The following is a 17,221-nucleotide window of genomic DNA, read 5'->3' as shown; positions in this document are numbered from 1 at the left end:
AAATAAAAAATTAACGTTTAGCCAAATTCAGATCAGACAAGGCATCCATTTTATTTAGCCTGCGGTCGTGCCTGCCCCCTTCGTATTTAGAATTCAAATACGTTTCCAAAAACTGCTCTGCCATGTAGGGAGTTTGGTATTTGCCGCCAAAGCAGACTACGTTTGCGTTATTGTGCTCTTTGCAAAAGCGCGCGATATCGTTATTATACAAAATAGCGGCATGGATGCCCCTGATCTTGTTTGCAGCCATACAGATACCCATACCAGAATCACAAACAAGGATACCGAAATCCGCTTTTCCCTTAACGACATCCTCCCCCACGAGCTGGGCATAATCCGGGTAATCAACGGAATCGCGGCTTAATGTACCGTGGTCAATAATATCGAAGCCCTGCTTTTGTAGATATTGAATGAGTTGTTGCCGGAGGTCGACTCCACAATGATCAGCGCCGATACTTACTTTCATGTTTGGTCTAATTGAGGAATTAATTGTTGTTTTAAAAATTGTATAATAGAAGGGATGGCAGCTAGCATAGTATCACGACAAATGATATAGGCGCTCAGGTCCTGGCCGATAGGATCGGGAATACCCGCATGAGACGTCTTGCCCTCCATAAGGTCTGTCATCAGGAAAAGGTGCTGATCTTTGAGATTAAAGTAGTTACGAATATAATCACGGTGAGCCTCAGTCATACAAAATATCGCCCAAGATTGGTCGATAATTTCCTGGGTAAGGTACTGGCTACGAAAATGATCCAATTTAACCCCCAACTCGTTAAGTGCGGTAATAGAATGTTGGGATGCCCGTTGACCATCCATAGCGGATGTACCCGCCGAAATAACTCTTATAGAGCGCAAGGGCTCCTCCTCCTTCCCTAACGCGTCTAATAAAAGGCCTTCCGCAATTGGGCTGCGGCAAATATTGCCCGTGCAAACAAAGGTGATTACTGGAGATTCCGTTCCTTGTTTCATATGAAAAAAGAGTGACATTTAAGATAGGGAAAGTAAAGTATGATTTCGGAGCCAAAATGTGTTATATTTACACAAAATAACTTGAAAGTTTTAAAAATTGGGAATATAATTGGGGCATGCAATTTTTGTCTGGGGAGAGAAGAGGTACAACTTACGCCATACTATCGGGTCTATTTTATGGGCTATTGGGATATTTTGGGGTAAGCATTATTGATGGTGGCGGTTTTTCCGTTTATAACATGCAGTTTTGGCGATTTGTTGTGGCCTGCGCTGTTATGCTGCCCTTTATTTTGCCGAAAATAAAAGCCTTTCGCGGACATTATAGGGAATTATTGAAAGCCTTTCTAAGCGGAGCAGCCTTTTACGGAACCTCTGCAACCTTTTTCTTCTTAGGTAGCCAATATATCGGAACAGGGCTTGCAATGGTGATCTTTTTCACGCACCCGATTTTTGTGATATTATTTGGTTGGTTGATGCATAGAGCCCCTATTCCAAAGGTGTATTTCTTTGCCGTTGGATTGATTATGCTTGGGTTGACATTTTTTGTCGATACGGGAGAAATGACGTTCGACTTAATAGGAATCGGCTTTGCGATATTGGGAGCAATCTTTTACTGCGGCTATATTTTGACCAGTAAGAAGAGCAAGTTGCCCCCCATGATATCCACATTCGTGGTTCTTCTGGGCTGCGCTGTTACCTGTTTTATATTTGCCAACATTGACGGTACATTTGAGGTTCCTCAATACAGGGATGTATGGGCCAATATTTTAGGGCTTGGAATTATTTGCACTACCCTACCGGTCATCTTCATGTTTGAAGGCCTCAAGACGATTACTGCTGAAAAAGCGGCAATCCTATCCGTTCTAGAGCCTGTATTTGTAGCGGTTTGCGGAGTACTCCTATTGGGGGAAAAGATAACCTTCGCGCAAAGCATCGGAATTGTAACGGTATTAAGTGGTGCCTTAATCACCTTAGTGAGCAAAAACATGATCCAGAAAGCCGCGATGAGAAGAAGCGCCAAGCGCATGAAAGTTGCGGCTTAGCGCTTTATACGTTAGCTGAAAATATTTATAAATAATTATTTTTGTTTATCTTAGAAGTCACTTATTTTGCCTGCTGCAGCAACGTTTCAATCTGTATTCTACAACCCTTGATGTCCATTATATCATCCTTTGCATAAGGATCTGTAGAATGTTCCATTTTCACTAGAAAATCGTAAGCGGTTAGGCTATCACCCCTTTTCGCAAAAATTTTAGCGCACTTAAAGTATGTTTCTGGCAAACGTGATCCCGTGAACTTTGCAAAATACCTAACTTCACGTTTGTTACCAAGCTTTGCGTATTCTTTTGTTATTTTATAAAAAAGATATTCCTCTGGTTCTGAAAAATTTATATTTAACTTCTGATTTTTTAAATAGGCAATGAAGACTTTTAATTGATCCGGAGACTTTTGCTTTTCCCATAAACGAATCATATATTTACCTTTATTGCTGCTAATCATTTCGTTTATAAACCCTTCGTTAGCTGTGTCTTTTCTTAAAAGCTCCAGCACGGATATAAGCTCCTTGGCATCATACTCGCCTAAACGAATGCGTTGGGAAATATTTTTGTCGAAATAAAACGTGAGATCACCGAATAGCTTATTCACAATTGTTTTTGCAAGCTTATCGAAATCGTTCCTGAGAAAAATGAGCTTACTGAGTATAAATCGAAAATTATTACTATTCTTATCCCCCTTAACAAGCTCTGTTTTGCGCTGTTGAATGTGGCACAAAACGGTACCGTTCTTTCCCCATAAAGAAAAATAGGAAGCTAAATTAACGGATTCCAATTTGAGCAATTCAGGGAGGTTAAGAAAAGAAAAAATGTGTACCCAAACATCTGAACTAAATGGAGCATAATCGGCTCTTTTAATAGTAGGCTCAGATAATGTAAAATGCTGCTGTTTGTTGTGCAGAATTAATTTAATCAAAGAAGGCTTTTCCATAAAATGATTGCTGGGGTTTCCCAAAAATTGCTGCAATTTTACAAAAAAGCAACCCTAGAATATCTACACGAATAACGATCACAGAATTAGCAATAACGTGCATCTAAAAATAATTAAAAAAATTAAAAAATAAGTTGACAGTTGAATCGATTTATATGATAATTATGACCATAAAGGTTACTTAAACTTTTACAATACACTGTTACCACTAAACGAATTTTGAATTTCTCCCATGGGAGTTTGGGGTAACAAAGACTAAATAGTCAATGAATGGCGGGTAGCTTAGGGGTAAGCTACCCGCCAATATTTTTGGAGATGAAGATCACTTTGCAACAGCGTTTCCGGATCATTCTTCTGAAATTATACAAAATTGCTTAAAAATTCATAAATTTTATGCAAAAAGTTATTGACATTAAGCCAATATTTGGTCACAATTTATTTTATAAACAATAAGAGTTACTTCTAAGAATAAAATGCTTTAATACTTTCTCCCATGGGAGTTTGGGGTAACAAAAAGACAAATAGTCAATAAATGGCGGGTAGTTTAGGGGTAAACTACCCGCCAATATTTTCGGGATTCGACATTAGACGGATTGAATGCCCTTCACAAAGAGGATTACAGGGTTTAGACTTGCGTTCAGGGAGGGCTGTGATTTATTATGAGTATAGGTTCCTCGACAGTGTTCGAAGCAATTGTACGTCCTTCTTTCCTTATTCAAACAAACATGGGAGCTTGCACCAGTGGGGATGGTCGGCAAACCTTTAATTAAGGTAGCCAAGATTTCCTGGAAAGCACCCACCTGTACATACAGAGGCAGATAGGATCCCTATTAGAGACGGCACAGGTGGAGGAACCCCTTTTTTTACTTCGTGCTCAAGCAAACGTTTGAGGAGAGATGAGTTGATTCATTTTTTGAGAAAAAAACCTGAATGGATCGTATTTTCAGCTTGAACATGTCTTCTATAAGTGCTTTTATAGGCATTCCGTGTAATTTACATGTATGGTTGGGCGCGGTAGCCAAGTGGTAAGGCCGGAGTCTGCAAAACTCCTATACGTCGGTTCGATTCCGACCCGCGCCTCCAATTAAAACGAAAAGGGAAGTGGAAAGAGTATTAGTAGCATTATCAGGCGGGGTTGATAGCGCTGTTGCGGCACTCCTGTTAAAAAACGAAGGATATGAAGTATCTTGTGTTTTTATGCGTACTTGGATGGACGAAGCTAGCCAGGGTGTTTTTGCAGATTGCCCTTGGAAGGCGGATATGGAATCAGCCCGAGAGGTTGCGGACTACCTATCCCTACCCTTTGAGGTGATTAATTTAATCGATGACTACCGAGAAAAAGTGGTCGAATACCTGGTTGAAGGCTACAAAAGTGGTATTACCCCGAACCCGGACATTATGTGTAACCGAGAAATTAAGTTTGGGGTGTTACTGGACTACGCAATCAGTAAGGGATTTGATAAACTAGCCACAGGGCATTATTGCCGAGTAAAAACAAGATGTGATGGGAATGTGGAACTATTGGAAGGCATGGATCCTAATAAAGATCAATCCTATTTCCTGGCCATGGTTAAGCAAGAAGCGTTGAAGCGCGTTCTATTCCCTATTGGGGAATACAATAAAGCAGAAATACGAGCCATCGCAAAAGAGTATAATCTGCCCAATGCGGATAGGAAAGACAGCCAAGGGATTTGCTTCTTGGGGAAAGTACCCATAAATGAGTTTTTAAAGCAGTATATACCGGAGTCTCCCGGTCCAATTGTTAATACGGCCGGAAAATATCTTGGAGAGCACAAGGGGCTACATCGTTATACGATCGGCCAACGCAAAGGGATAGGTATACCGTCTAACAGAGATTTTGAAAAGTATGTGGTGGTTGCCAAAGATTATGAAAGCAATACATTACGCGTTGCCTTTGACAAGCCCGATGCGCCGGGTCTCTACACAAAAGAGGCAATGCTTCGTGATCTACATTTCATAAACGAGCCTATTACGGATAAAATAGAGCTCTTGGCTCGGCCCCGTTATCGGGATCCGGCTCAAGAAGTTGTTTATGTGCCCTTACAAAATGGGCAAGCTAGAATCATTTTCAAAGAAGAACAGCGGGCATTGGCCTCAGGGCAAGTACTTGCACTCTATCAAGGAAATGTGCTGATTGGCAGTGGTTACTACATATAAGTCGCAATAAAATTTCGCAAATTTTGAGCAAAAAGTAGAAACCTGTGTTATATTTTGTACATGGGGAGAGCATCCGTTATCATGATTGTGTTAGTTTTAGGTGCCTTGGGTGTCCTATCAAGTCAGAGTCATGCGGATGTGAAGTCTGTTAATACTAATTTTATTGTTGAGGGTTGGTATGTTGGCAACTCTTGGTATGTTGAATTTACAAAATTAAGTGTAACGGTTAATGGCCAAATGACAGATGGTAACGAAGGACCCATTACTGTTTTCCCCAAAGGAACCCCACCTCAGTTGAATACGCTACCGCTTGCAGTAAAAACGGTCAATTCAATCAGAATTGAAGGGAGTATTACAGCATACGTTGGTAGAGTTTTTGGAAAGACCCAAAAAGGAACTGCTAATATAGCTTATTCTATTCCGCTAACTAATGGAATAGCATACAATCAACCCGTTACTTTAGGCGCTGCTAATGGGCTGGCAAGCATAGATGCTACTACAGATACTGTAAAAATACTCTTTCAGTTTACAGACCAAGAACTCAGCAAAATTTGCACAGAGGATTATAATCCTGAGCGGAATATAAATCCCGAACGAATGGTAAACATCACTATTCGCGATATTAGCACTTTAGGGCTCGTATTAACACGAGTACAGTAGCATGTGATGAAAAAAAGGACTTCCCTGGTTTGGGAAGTCCTTGAATTTTTTAAATATAAAGACGTTTTATAAAAGCTTTATGATGTTTTTACATCATGCCACCCATACCGCCCATGCCGCCCATATCAGGCATTGCAGGAGCAGGTCTGTCTTCAGGAATTTCTGAAATCATGCACTCAGTAGTCAACAAGAGGCCGGCAACAGAAGCCGCATTTTGCAGAGCAGAACGCGTTACCTTTGTTGGGTCAACCACACCAGACTTAATTAGGTCTTCGTATTGGCCTGTAGCAACGTTGTAACCTTCGTTACCCTTCTTGCGAAGGACTTCTTGTACGATGAGAGAACCATCAACACCCGCATTTTGGCAAAGTTGGCGAAGAGGAGCTTCAATAGAACGACGAATAATACGTCCACCGACTGCTTCATCCATAGCGCCTTCTTTTTCAAGTTTTGCGATAGCTGTTTCAATTGCCTCAACTGTACGCAAGAGAGCAACACTACCACCGGCAGAGATACCTTCTTCAACAGCAGCGCGGGTAGCATGCAACGCATCTTCTACACGAGCCTTCTTTTCTTTCATTTCAGGCTCTGTAGCTGCACCAACATGAATAACCGCAACACCGCCAGCTAGTTTAGCCAAGCGTTCTTGTAATTTTTCACGATCGTAATCAGAAGAGGTTTCTTCGATTTGGCGACGGATTTGTTTAACACGAGCTTGAATCTCGGATGTTTTTCCACCACCTTCGACAAGAACAGTACTTTCTTTATCAATTGTAATACGCTTTGTGCGACCGAGGTCTGCCATCTGAATGTTCTCGAGCTTAAGGCCGAGGTCTTCAGTAATACACTTACCACCGGTAAGAACTGCGATATCTTCGAGCATTGCTTTACGACGATCACCAAAACCAGGAGCTTTAACAGCACAAACATTTAATGTACCACGTAGCTTGTTTACAACGAGAGCAGCAAGTGCTTCACCTTCGATGTCTTCAGCAATGATCATGAGTGGCTTGCCTGCTTTAGCAACATTCTGGAGCAGAGGCAGCAGTTCACTTAGATTGCTGATCTTCTTTTCGTGAATGAGGATATAAGCATCTTCTAGTTGACACTCCATCGTTTCCGCATTGGTTACGAAGTATGGGCTGAGGTAACCTTTATCGAATTGCATACCTTCAACAACATCCAATGTTGTTTCGATACTTTTTGCTTCTTCGACAGTGATGGTACCATCTTTGCCCACTTTGTCCATTGCTTCAGCGATGATTTCGCCGATTTCGCGATCCCAGTTAGCGGAAACGGTTGCAACTTGGCGAATTTCTTCACGGCTGCTAACTTCCTTGCTGTTCTTAGCCAATTGAGCGATTGCAGCGGCTACGATCTTATCGATACCACGCTTTAGGCTGATTGGATTGGAGCCTGCAGCAACGTTCTTAAGGCCTTGGCGATAGATTTCTTCAGCCAAAATGGTAGCTGTTGTTGTACCATCACCGGCGTTATCTGAAGTTTTTGAAGCAACTTCGCGAACCATTTGGGCACCCATGTTTTGGTAAGGATCCTTGAGCTCAATTTCCTTAGCAACGGTAACGCCGTCCTTAGTAACGAGTGGAGAACCGAACTTTTTGTCGATAAATGCATTACGACCTGCTGGCCCTAATGTTACCTTCACTGCTCTTGCGAGCATTTCTACACCCTTTAGGATTTCTTTTCTTGCTTCTTCATCAAATATGATTCTTTTTGCTGACATAATTTATTCTTTCTAAATTGGGTTAATATTAATTAGTTTAGGATAGCTAGGATATCATCCTGGCGAACGAGCTTATACTGCTCACCGTCAATTTCAAATTCGGTACCACCGTATTTGCTAATGACAACGATGTCATCTACTTTAACATCAAAAGCGACTCGCTTACCACTTTCGTCCTTTGGACCGGTACCGAGAGCTATCACCTTAGCTTCCTGTGGCTTTTCTTTAGCCGAGTCAGGAATGATGATGCCGCCTTTAACTTGCTCCTTATCTTCATCCATGTGCTTAACGAGCACACGATCACCGAGAGGAGTGATTTTTACTGCTTTTTCTGTATTTGCCATAATTCTTTTTTATTCTTTAAGGTTAATATTCAATGGGTTGGCTTGCCAAAAGGCAAGCCAGAAGAAAGGTTCAGACAAGGTTAATTTACTTTTTGTCGTTACCCTCGTCTATGATTTCAGCATCGACAACATGTTCACCCGCGTGCTTACTGGAGCCCGAAGGTTGTTCTTGTTGCGCTTCTGCAGAAGCTTCTGGGCCTTGTTGAGCACCTTGCTGAGCATAGATACTTTGGCCAATCTCCTGCATTTTCTGCGAAATCTTTTCAAACATAGCTTTTAACTCTTCCGTAGAAGCTTCTTGGTTATCAAGAACCTTCTTACCGTCCGCGAGCATAGGCTCTAATTGAGCTTTGAGTTCAGCAGGTATCTTATCCTTGTGCTCTTCCAATTGTTTTTCAGTTTGATAAACAACTGAATCCAACTGGTTGCGCGCTTCGATACGCTCCTTGAGCTTCAAATCTTCTTCAGCATGAGATTCCGCTTCACGCTTCAAATTCTCAACTTCTTCCTTAGATAAACCGGAAGCACCTGTGATAGTAATCTTTTGATCCTTACCTGTACCCTTGTCCTTTGCGGTAACATGTAGGATACCATTGGCATCAATATCGAAGATAACCTCGATTTGCGGGACACCGCGAGGTGCTGAAGGAATACCATCTAGACGGAAATTACCTAAAAGCTTATTTTGGTTAGCTAATGGGCGTTCGCCTTGAAGGATTTTAATATCCACGCTAGTTTGGCTGTCACCGTAAGTGGTAAATACCTGAGATTTCTTTGTAGGTATCGTTGTATTGCGGTCAATCATTGGTGTAGAAACGCCACCTGCGGTTTCAATACCCAAGGTAAGCGGTGTGACATCCAGTAAAAGAATATCACGAACATCACCCTTAAGGACAGCACCTTGAATGGCAGCACCAACGGCTACTACTTCGTCTGGGTTGACACCCTTATGTGGCTCTTTACCTGCAAGTTCACGTGCGGTTTCAACGATCTTAGGCATACGCGTCATACCACCAACAAGCACGAGCTCATCGATTTCTCCCGCTGCTAGGCCGGCATCTGCCATACATTTCTTAACCGGATCGATGGTACGACGGCACAAACTATCAGTCAATTGCTCTAATTTAGAGCGAGAGAGCGTTATATTTAAGTGCTTTGGCCCACTGGCATCTGCTGTAATAAACGGCAAATTGATGTCTGTCTGTTGCGTTGAAGACAAAGCAATTTTAGCTTTTTCCGCTTCTTCCTTAAGACGTTGTAACGCCATAGGATCCTGACGCAGATTGATTCCGCTTTCTTTTTTAAATTCATCGACTAGATATTGGATGATAGCGTCATCCCAGTTATCTCCACCAAGCTTAGTGTCACCGTTAGTTGCTTTAACTTCAAAGACACCATCACCGATTTCGAGAATAGAGATATCAAACGTACCGCCGCCTAAGTCATAAACAGCAATTTTTTCGTCTTTCTTTTTGTCCAGACCATAAGCGAGCGATGCTGCGGTGGGTTCGTTAATAATACGAAGCACTTCGAGGCCTGCAATCGCACCGGCATCTTTGGTTGCTTGACGTTGAGCGTCATTAAAGTAGGCGGGAACAGTGACGACTGCCTGGGTTATTTTTTGGCCTAAATAGGCTTCCGCGTCTGCCTTTAGTTTGGCAAGGATCATGGCCGAAATTTGTTCCGGAGCGAACTTTTCTGTCTTATCACCGACTTGGCATTGTATCCACGCATCCCCATTTTTGCCCTCAACTAATTTGTAAGGTAAATTTTCGGCAAGATCTTGAACTTCGGACAATTTATGACCAATCAAGCGTTTTGCTGAAAAGATTGTGTTATGAGGATTTGTGACCATTTGACGTTTGGCAGCTGCGCCAACAAGGCGTTCCCCCGCTTTAGTAAAAGCGACAATGGACGGTGTCGTCCTGGCGCCTTCGGCATTAGGGATGACCACGGGCTCTCCGCCTTCCATAATGGCCATACATGAATTCGTGGTACCTAAATCGATACCCAATACTTTGTTGCTTTTGTTGTTATCGTTCACGCCTATATTGTTCGCAAGGAACGTGCCAAGTTTTTTAGACCACATGCAAGTATTACTCAAGTCGTTCCTTTTGAAAGGGTTGTAAATTTTTATATTTATAAACAAAATTAATTTCAGAAATAAAATCGTACTTTGGCATGAAAGGTGCGTCACAACAGAGACAAGATGTCACTACCGATGTCCCTCTAATGGGCAAAACGAGTCACCCGATCCGCAAACTCTTTATTGACTTGATTTTTAACCATAATGAATGTACCATTACTATATATGATCGTTGCCACAATAACCCCGGACGGCTTTGTTCAGTTACCCGATGAGGTATTGAATGCGTTATCTTTGACAAGAGGGCAAAATGGTCAAAAGCTTACCTTTGATCTAGATACACAAAACAACCAAGTGATTGTTAAATCTTCAAGAGAGGATAGTAGAAGACTTTTAGGGAAACCACAGGATGCAAAAAAACCAGGAAGCAGGAGCCCATTTGCCGCTGGGCCAAGGTTTCGCCCCAGAAGGAGAGGTGTTGTAAGTGAAGGTACTCGTGGGATTGTAAGAACCACTAGACCGCAAAGCCCTACAAGAGGCCCGAGTGCACCCGGGACGCATCCGCCCGCCAAGCGGGATAGCAGGACACGGTTTTTGTAGACCTATAATATTAAACTATACTGAAGAGGCCTGTGATGCCACGGGCTTACTATGTAGCATCGCAAAGCGAGCGGCTCCAATAGAACCCGCTGTATTTTCTAATTGTGCGCTTTGAATGGGCACTTGGATACCTTCAGGCCTCCACTCTACATCGTCCATGAACTTAGCAAGGGGTTCAAATAAAGCATTCCCTGCTTTACTGATACCACCGCCCAATAGAATAATTTCTGGATCTAAAATATTGATAAAAGTGGACAACGCACACGCTAATGCATGGACGGATTTGAGCCAAATTTCGGTTGCAAATTTATCCCCGGCCAAATAGGCCGCTACGAGATGCTTAGTTTCATTAAAGCGACCTTCGGTACGTTCTTTAACGGTACACTCTCCTATCATAAGCTCGATGCTACCAGGTGAGTTGCAGATATCCTTTGGCATGTCCTGGTTGAGGCATGTGTGACCCAAGTGACCTGCTCGACCCGTTGCGCCGCCAATCAATTTACCATCAATTAAAAAAGCACCCCCTACCCCTGTACCCAGGGTCAAGAAAACGACATTATCGATACCGGCAGCTGTGCCAAGCCAGTGTTCTCCATATAGTGCCGCATGTGCATCATTGAGAACAGTTACTTCGGTGTCACGCTTGAGAAAATCTGTCCAATTAAGTTTAGCAATACCTTCTAGACGGCCAGAAAAAGAGAGGATACAAGAGTGGTCTCTCGAAGCCATACCTGGTGCGGCAAGACCGATCCATTTGGCAGAATAGCCCTGTTCTTGCTCGATTTCGCTAATCATCTCAGCGATATTATCACGCCAGAGAAGGCGTTGTGGATCATTATAATCCTGAGTAGGGCGAGATTTCTCACAGAGAATGGCTCCTTGCTCATCTATAGCGAGCATTTTAATATTTGTCCCCCCCAAATCGACACCTATAGCATAGTTCATGGCTTAATTATTCAAATGTTTTGGATAAGAAATATTGTTTAACTTTTGTTCTAGAAATAACCCAACAGACCCAGCCGCTAATGACACATGAGACAATAGCCAGCAGGACAGTCCAGATATTGGGAATAACGGTAAACATATTTAAGACTTTTAGCCAGTATAAAAAGAGGAGGGTGAGGATAATGAGGCTATAGATGAAAACAAAAGTGGAACAGACAAATGAGAAACGCCTCCAGAACTCGCTTCTACGAAGTAGGCCCCAACCAGCGAGGAGGAATATTACCCGAATATCCAAGAAGAAGACACCGCGAAAGGTTTCCGCAACAACGTTAGCAGCAGATAGCGCGCCCAATAAAAGAAGCGTCCATGCTATGATGCGTATGCTGCGCTGTGTTTTTTCTAACTCTGTTAAGGGGTGATGTGTAGGGGTTGATGCGTCTTCTGTCATGATGTAAAAGAGGTTTAGACTATTTTTGAACCAAGGGAAAGAAAAGGTCAAGGTCTTAATAGATCTGAAACGGAAAGGCCCAGGGGCATCGGCCCACCTGAAAGGAAAAAACGCACGCTCCCTGATTAACGGCATTTCATGTACACAGGAATACAAAAAGCGTTATCCATAATGCTTGAAGCCAAGAAGAGATCTGTTGCGAAAGCCTATTTCTTGTTCTTTTCAACTAACTCTTTAACGTACTGATAAAAAGATCGTTGGTCGTAATCGTATTGAAGTTCAGGTAATAGTTTTTCCTCAATAAATGCCTTGTCTTCAATCCTATCAACCATATCTTCCATCCAGCCGAAACTTTCGCGAACATGACTTGATCCAGATCTTGGAGCCTTCATATACTTAGCAACGACTAAGGCCAATTCTTGTAAGTCAGATTGATCCGTAATTTTTGCAACTAAAGACGTTAATCCGAAAAAATCGTTCGTCCATAAATTCGTCCATTCAGGCTCACGAGGATGAATCTCTTTTTCATACCATAAGGCGAACAACTTTATAGTAAACTCATAGCTCTTTTTGGAATCGAGTTCTTGAGGAAAAGCTTCTTCTAAAATATTAATTAGGCGTTTTAACCCACTATTATGCGGATTCTTATGAGATTCAAGAAATTGAATAACGCGGTCTAAGTCTAGCTTGGTTTCGTCTTTATCTTGCGAAAATTCATCTTTCGCAAAACCGACAAACAGTTGACGCAATTCATTTTTAAATAATTTATCTTTAGCAGGGCAACTGGAGTCGCAATATGCATTTAAGAGCGCAAACTGGTATTTTTTTTGTTTATGAAACTCGGAATTCTGTGTCAATTCCTTGTAACCATCTCGCCAGTCTTTTAAAATGCATTGCCGAAGCAGGGTTACTTTGTCCGCTTCTTCGTCCACCAACGATAGTAAAGCCGAAAAAGATTCAACTTTCTTCTCTTTAATCGCAATGCTGGCAGCGTTAATAACTTCTTGTCTGGAGCCCCCAATATATTTGATTACATTGGATGCATTGTAATGAGTGGCTGCGCACAATAGAGTACTTTTCTCCGTTGTATTGTAAAACCAAAAATCTGCTGTTTTAGAGATCCCGCTTTCCTTTTCCAATTGTTTGAAACGATCAATATCATCGTTCTGAAGACATGATTCAATATGTAACCGGGATGTCATCTCCTTCAGTAATTTCTTTCGCTCTAGCAACAATTTCCCCAATTCCTTGGGTTGCTTCGGTAAAAATGTAACAATTCTCCCTGAAAACCAAACGAAATCGGGTATTACAGGTAGCTTTAGATTCGTATTGTTCCATTGATCCAACCCAAGTGACTTCAAAAAATGAACGTGCTTATCTACTTGCTCAATGATCTTTTCGTCTGAAAGGTTTTCTATTTTTTCAAGCTCTGCTACAAGCTTGTTCAAGTCAAGGCTGTCTTTTTTAAATGCGTAATCGCGAAATACTACATCTACTAAGTCTATCCATTGCTTACTATACATGTCCATGAAACTGCCATCGTGGTCAATCTTGCCTAAGTAATGTTTATTTTTATCCTTTTTAATCATTATATTCCCTAGGTGGGGATCCGCTTCTGTCAAAAACAACAAACTCGCTAATACGGCATAAGAATTCTCGTCCTTACTATTCTGTTTTCCCAACAAATGATTATATGTTACTTGACGATTATACTTAATCTCAGTGTCGTTCAGTTCATTCACTCGATACTCATGAATCGTCTTGAAACCTTTATCCAAAAACCGTGACCCTAATAGAAATTTATCTTCTTTTGCATCGTAGATAATCCTCATATCCGGAGCACATTTGATCTCTTCGTTCCCTTCCTTAACATTGCAAAAAGGCTGGTAGAGATTACCAAGGTAAGAACGTATTTCGTTATCAGAAAAATGCTTTTCGGTAATAATCCATTGCTCACCTGTTTTTTCGTCAGTGGCAAAAGTTTTTATAGGTCTGCCTCTCGACTCTTCTGTTCCATCGGTATGCTTTTCCCCAAGCTTGAAATCAGATAAGTTCTTTATCTCTTTATAGGATTCAACCAGATTACAAAGATCTTTATTTTTAGGTGAAATATTTTCCCATTTACCGGATCCCACTTGCTTCACCGAATAATCCACCAGGCGCTTCTTCAGCTTCTGATCGAGGTTCTTCACTTCGGGAAAGTTCTGGTCAATATAACTTTCCGCTCGTGAATAAAAATCCTCTACTAACTCGTCCTTTAAATTTCCGAGATAAGGCAAGTTCCCTATCATCCATTTAACACTCCCGAGATAATAGTCGTTATTTTTATAGAAAGGCAATTCGTATAATTTGACTGAAAGCCTACTATTATTCTTCTGACTACTATTATTGTTATTTAATTTAAAAGAAACACTACCCATATAGGTATAAACAATCTAATTATTGACATTATTTAATAATATAATTATGTGATCAAAACCTTAAATTGTCAATTCAAAACTGCCTAATTTCAAACTCCAAGGGTAAATGAATGATAAAATAAGATTTACGTAGGGCATCTAACCATTTTTGCCCATTGAAACATAGCGATCCTTGATAGCGTGAATATTGTCTTGTCCTTCGATGATAGCTATATATGATTTTGAAGCGTGCCGGGGACAAGAAATCTATTATTAACAGGACTGTTGCTAGCTGTTGCCAGCTTCGGGTTACTTGCTGAAGACAAGTTACCTGAATTGAGCGCGGATGAACCAATTGTATTTGACCAGGATCAGCAAAAGATGATTGCTCGTGGTAATGCAACGCTAGAACAGAACGGCCTTTTTGTGCGAGCAGATGAGATTAGCTATTCACAAAAGGAGCATGAGCTTGAGGCCATTGGGGATGTGCAAGCAACTCGGAAAAAAACGAGATTTTTAGCAAACGAAGCAACGTTGAATACTGAGACTCAAATTGTAGACACAAAAGAATTCCGCCTTGGCCGTTACCCAGTATATGCCGAAGGGGACTCTTTAACAGGCGGGAAAAAAGAAGTTACCATGCGCAACAGTTCCGTCTATTTCGGAGAACCTGATCCGTTTGCGATTCATGTGGACGCGGATGAAATTACCCTACAAAAGGATAAGAAAGAATCGACACGACCCGATACAATGCTCTGTGAACGGGCAAAGTTTCGGTTGGGGAAGATTTCCTTTTTCTCTTTGCCGCATTATAAGCAGAACTTGTATCAATCCCCCGTTCGCTTCAAAGCAAAGGCAGGCCATACTGACTTTTTGGGTTCTTACCTTCAGACGACCTCTTTTATACGCCTCAATGAACAGCTAAAGGTGGGCGCATTGCTTGATGGTTATAGCAAACGAGGACCTTTGTTTGGCCCCGCATTGGAGTACAAGAATACGCTCAGCCCCATGAGCGAATTACATGGGAATTTAAAATCCGGGTATATATATGATCGCGGAAAGCGTAAGCCCGATATTAATGGAAACAAGATTTCAAGGGATAGAGGTTTTATTGAGTGGCGCAACCAACAGTGGCTAGATAATGGGCTAACGATGACTAGTTCGATTAGTTATTGGAGTGACTCTGATGTAGAGCGTGATTTTAGGCCCTCATTGTTTAGAAAAAACCAACAGCCAGATTCATTTGCGGAACTCATTTACCCTGGTGACAACTATTACATATCCCTCTTTTTGCGGGTGAGAGCGAATGATTTTCAAGTCGTACAGGAACGACTACCCGAAGTGCGCTTTGATTACCTGACTTCGCCCATTGGGGAATCTAATCTTTACCAGCGCGGCTTTGCCAGCATTGCTCGACTCGAGCAACCACGTGTGAAGGGTAATCCGAAATTATCAAGCACCCGCGCCGATCTCTTTTACAACCTCTCCTACCCGCTTGATGCCACTGACTGGTTAACCATTGTTCCTGTGGCAGGCACCCGTGTTAATGAATATTTTGATTCAAGCACTTCGGGCAGTAATTATCGCGTGCTGCGTGGGCAATTTGGCTTTGATCTGCAAGGGCATGCCTATGGCCAATGGGATTATCAAAACAAACGATGGAAAATTGATGGGCTGAGGCATTTAGTGAGACCGATTGTGCAGTATAGGTATATTCCGAGAGCATCTTACGGATCAGGCGGACCCGCGCCCATTGATGTTGATGGTTTCAACACTAACCTAAGACCGCTCGATTTAGGAGATAAGCGCAATATTGACGAGACGACAACCATCAATACAATGCGCCTGGGAGTCGAAAATATTTTACAAACAAGAACCCAAGAATACGGTGGACGAGATTTGGTGGGTCTTAATGTGTACCAAGATATTCGTTTCAAGCGCTATTCCGGGCAAGACCGATTTTCCAGCTTTTTTACGGAGTTGATGCTCAGCCCCTGGAATTGGCTTCAGTTATCTACCTTTAGCAGAGTCGACTTCAATAAAGGAGAACTACAGGAATTACGCACGCGTACCAGATTACTCGATGGTAATGTGTGGCAAGTTGACTTTCTGTCTGATAACTTGATTCGAAGGACTGATCAGTATTTCTTAAAAGTGAAGTACCGCTTAAACGCGAAATCTCAGTTCAGAGCGCAATGGCGATATAATGCACGCTTAAAACAGTTAACAGAGCAATCATATGGTTACCGAACACGCATCGGGAATGCTTGGGCGGTTGAGTATGTTGTGGGTTATCGTATAAGGACGACACGAGAAAACGACTTTCGCTTTCAGGTGAAATTTGAATTACTGGTGAGGTAAACCGAAATCACCCCGTCTCTATTCTACCGAGCGATATCCTCTTGGGATAACACGTAGACGTTATGCCTATTCAGAACATCTTTGGCGAGCTCGTTATCCTCCAAACGAATCACTAAGCCAGTGCGACCATGTGGGCGCATTAACAAGGAGTAGATATAGTGAATATTGATCTCTGCTTCCACGAGGGAACAAGTCACTTTTTTGATACTAGATTCATCATTAATTTCGACAACAATGACTTCGTTTTCCGCATAGGTAAAATTGTTTTCCTCGAGGAGTGCGCGGGCTTGTTCGATATAGTCTACAAGGATTCTGATAACAGAACTATCTGTTGTATCAACACTGCAGACACCCATGATGTGGATGTTATTGGAAGCTAAGACACCTATTAGCTCATTTAAACGACCGACCTTGTTTTCTGAGAAAACAGATAATTGCATTATTGGGGTATGTCTTGGGCGTCTTTTTGTCTCATAGTTCATATAAGAATAATTTAAT

Annotated in this window: 15 protein-coding genes, 1 tRNA gene and 1 other RNA gene; 7 read left to right on the top strand and 10 right to left on the bottom strand. The window is 41.9% G+C overall.

The window, feature by feature from the left end:
* Nucleotides 1-10: 10 nt before the first annotated feature.
* Both AUJ82_08050 and AUJ82_08045 read right to left on the bottom strand, forming a co-directional pair.
* A complete protein-coding gene (locus AUJ82_08050; GenBank protein OIO58655.1) occupies nucleotides 11-466 on the bottom strand; it encodes a ribose 5-phosphate isomerase B in 456 nt (151 codons plus the stop codon).
* Nucleotides 463-972 (bottom strand): hypothetical protein, encoded by a 510-nt coding sequence (locus AUJ82_08045; GenBank protein ID OIO58654.1) that lies wholly within the window; start codon nucleotides 970-972, stop codon nucleotides 463-465. Before AUJ82_08045 ends, AUJ82_08050 begins: the two co-directional genes overlap by 4 nt.
* 116 nt (nucleotides 973-1,088) lie before the next feature.
* Between AUJ82_08045 and AUJ82_08040 the strand changes: the two genes are divergently transcribed.
* Nucleotides 1,089-2,015, top strand: a complete 927-nt coding sequence (locus AUJ82_08040; protein OIO58653.1) for a hypothetical protein — start codon at nucleotides 1,089-1,091, stop codon at nucleotides 2,013-2,015.
* A 61-nt stretch (nucleotides 2,016-2,076) separates the two neighbouring features.
* On the opposite strand, the gene AUJ82_08035 is transcribed toward AUJ82_08040, so the two are convergent.
* Nucleotides 2,077-2,958 carry a hypothetical protein gene (locus AUJ82_08035; GenBank protein OIO58652.1) on the bottom strand — a complete coding sequence of 294 codons (882 nt, stop codon included), beginning with the start codon at nucleotides 2,956-2,958 and terminating at the stop codon, nucleotides 2,077-2,079.
* A gap of 669 nt (nucleotides 2,959-3,627) precedes the next feature.
* Between AUJ82_08035 and ssrS the strand changes: the two genes are divergently transcribed.
* The 4 genes from ssrS to AUJ82_08015 all read left to right on the top strand — a co-directional run bounded on the left by ssrS (nucleotide 3,628) and on the right by AUJ82_08015 (nucleotide 5,796).
* A non-coding RNA gene (ssrS, locus tag AUJ82_08030) (6S RNA) lies at nucleotides 3,628-3,814 on the top strand.
* 152 nt (nucleotides 3,815-3,966) lie between these two features.
* Nucleotides 3,967-4,041 (top strand) — tRNA-Cys (locus AUJ82_08025).
* An 18-nt stretch (nucleotides 4,042-4,059) separates the two neighbouring features.
* Nucleotides 4,060-5,136, top strand: coding sequence for a tRNA 2-thiouridine(34) synthase MnmA (locus AUJ82_08020; GenBank protein ID OIO58651.1), 1,077 nt, complete (start codon nucleotides 4,060-4,062; stop codon nucleotides 5,134-5,136).
* 60 nt (nucleotides 5,137-5,196) lie between these two features.
* Complete coding sequence (locus tag AUJ82_08015; GenBank protein OIO58650.1) at nucleotides 5,197-5,796, top strand: hypothetical protein; 600 nt, start codon at nucleotides 5,197-5,199, stop codon at nucleotides 5,794-5,796.
* Between the two features lie 88 nt (nucleotides 5,797-5,884).
* Here the strand turns inward: AUJ82_08015 and AUJ82_08010 are convergent, their stop codons facing one another.
* The 3 genes from AUJ82_08010 to AUJ82_08000 form a co-directional block, all read right to left on the bottom strand.
* Nucleotides 5,885-7,540, bottom strand: coding sequence for a chaperonin GroL (locus AUJ82_08010; protein OIO58649.1), 1,656 nt, complete (start codon nucleotides 7,538-7,540; stop codon nucleotides 5,885-5,887).
* 32 nt (nucleotides 7,541-7,572) lie between these two features.
* The gene (locus AUJ82_08005) at nucleotides 7,573-7,884 is read right to left on the bottom strand and encodes a co-chaperone GroES (GenBank protein ID OIO58648.1); all 312 of its coding nucleotides are present in this window, start codon (nucleotides 7,882-7,884) and stop codon (nucleotides 7,573-7,575) included.
* 85 nt (nucleotides 7,885-7,969) lie between these two features.
* Nucleotides 7,970-9,865, bottom strand: coding sequence for a molecular chaperone DnaK (locus AUJ82_08000; GenBank protein ID OIO58732.1), 1,896 nt, complete (start codon nucleotides 9,863-9,865; stop codon nucleotides 7,970-7,972).
* A 330-nt stretch (nucleotides 9,866-10,195) separates the two neighbouring features.
* On the opposite strand from AUJ82_08000, the gene AUJ82_07995 reads away from it, so the two are divergent.
* Nucleotides 10,196-10,570 (top strand): hypothetical protein, encoded by a 375-nt coding sequence (locus AUJ82_07995; GenBank protein OIO58647.1) that lies wholly within the window; start codon nucleotides 10,196-10,198, stop codon nucleotides 10,568-10,570.
* A 15-nt stretch (nucleotides 10,571-10,585) separates the two neighbouring features.
* Here the strand turns inward: AUJ82_07995 and AUJ82_07990 are convergent, their stop codons facing one another.
* The 3 genes from AUJ82_07990 to AUJ82_07980 all read right to left on the bottom strand — a co-directional run bounded on the left by AUJ82_07990 (nucleotide 10,586) and on the right by AUJ82_07980 (nucleotide 14,383).
* The gene (locus AUJ82_07990; GenBank protein OIO58646.1) at nucleotides 10,586-11,515 is read right to left on the bottom strand and encodes a hypothetical protein; all 930 of its coding nucleotides are present in this window, start codon (nucleotides 11,513-11,515) and stop codon (nucleotides 10,586-10,588) included.
* A gap of 7 nt (nucleotides 11,516-11,522) precedes the next feature.
* Nucleotides 11,523-12,098: a hypothetical protein gene (locus AUJ82_07985; protein ID OIO58645.1), complete on the bottom strand. Its 576-nt coding sequence runs from the start codon at nucleotides 12,096-12,098 to the stop codon at nucleotides 11,523-11,525.
* Between the two features lie 71 nt (nucleotides 12,099-12,169).
* Nucleotides 12,170-14,383 carry a hypothetical protein gene (locus AUJ82_07980; protein OIO58644.1) on the bottom strand — a complete coding sequence of 738 codons (2,214 nt, stop codon included), beginning with the start codon at nucleotides 14,381-14,383 and terminating at the stop codon, nucleotides 12,170-12,172.
* 228 nt (nucleotides 14,384-14,611) lie between these two features.
* On the opposite strand from AUJ82_07980, the gene AUJ82_07975 reads away from it, so the two are divergent.
* Nucleotides 14,612-16,723 carry a hypothetical protein gene (locus AUJ82_07975; protein OIO58643.1) on the top strand — a complete coding sequence of 704 codons (2,112 nt, stop codon included), beginning with the start codon at nucleotides 14,612-14,614 and terminating at the stop codon, nucleotides 16,721-16,723.
* A gap of 23 nt (nucleotides 16,724-16,746) precedes the next feature.
* Here AUJ82_07975 and AUJ82_07970 read toward each other — a convergent pair whose 3' ends face one another.
* Nucleotides 16,747-17,205: an acetolactate synthase gene (locus AUJ82_07970; GenBank protein OIO58642.1), complete on the bottom strand. Its 459-nt coding sequence runs from the start codon at nucleotides 17,203-17,205 to the stop codon at nucleotides 16,747-16,749.
* Nucleotides 17,206-17,221 lie beyond the last annotated feature (16 nt).

This window comes from Verrucomicrobia bacterium CG1_02_43_26 (genome assembly GCA_001872735.1).
GTDB lineage: Bacteria > Verrucomicrobiota > Verrucomicrobiia > Opitutales > CG1-02-43-26 > CG1-02-43-26.
This window is presented reverse-complemented; position numbering and strand designations above follow the sequence as displayed.

Coding starts and splice junctions, on each gene's coding strand:
- AUJ82_08050 (OIO58655.1), bottom strand. CDS start 466: ATGAAAGTAAGTATCGGCGCTGATCATTGTGGAGTCGACCTCCGGCAA.
- AUJ82_08045 (OIO58654.1), bottom strand. CDS start 972: ATGAAACAAGGAACGGAATCTCCAGTAATCACCTTTGTTTGCACGGGC.
- AUJ82_08040 (OIO58653.1), top strand. CDS start 1,089: ATGCAATTTTTGTCTGGGGAGAGAAGAGGTACAACTTACGCCATACTA.
- AUJ82_08035 (OIO58652.1), bottom strand. CDS start 2,958: ATGGAAAAGCCTTCTTTGATTAAATTAATTCTGCACAACAAACAGCAG.
- AUJ82_08015 (OIO58650.1), top strand. CDS start 5,197: ATGGGGAGAGCATCCGTTATCATGATTGTGTTAGTTTTAGGTGCCTTG.
- AUJ82_08010 (OIO58649.1), bottom strand. CDS start 7,540: ATGTCAGCAAAAAGAATCATATTTGATGAAGAAGCAAGAAAAGAAATC.
- AUJ82_08005 (OIO58648.1), bottom strand. CDS start 7,884: ATGGCAAATACAGAAAAAGCAGTAAAAATCACTCCTCTCGGTGATCGT.
- AUJ82_08000 (OIO58732.1), bottom strand. CDS start 9,865: ATGGCCATTATGGAAGGCGGAGAGCCCGTGGTCATCCCTAATGCCGAA.
- AUJ82_07995 (OIO58647.1), top strand. CDS start 10,196: ATGATCGTTGCCACAATAACCCCGGACGGCTTTGTTCAGTTACCCGAT.
- AUJ82_07990 (OIO58646.1), bottom strand. CDS start 11,515: ATGAACTATGCTATAGGTGTCGATTTGGGGGGGACAAATATTAAAATG.
- AUJ82_07985 (OIO58645.1), bottom strand. CDS start 12,098: ATGCCGTTAATCAGGGAGCGTGCGTTTTTTCCTTTCAGGTGGGCCGAT.
- AUJ82_07980 (OIO58644.1), bottom strand. CDS start 14,383: ATGGGTAGTGTTTCTTTTAAATTAAATAACAATAATAGTAGTCAGAAG.
- AUJ82_07970 (OIO58642.1), bottom strand. CDS start 17,205: ATGAACTATGAGACAAAAAGACGCCCAAGACATACCCCAATAATGCAA.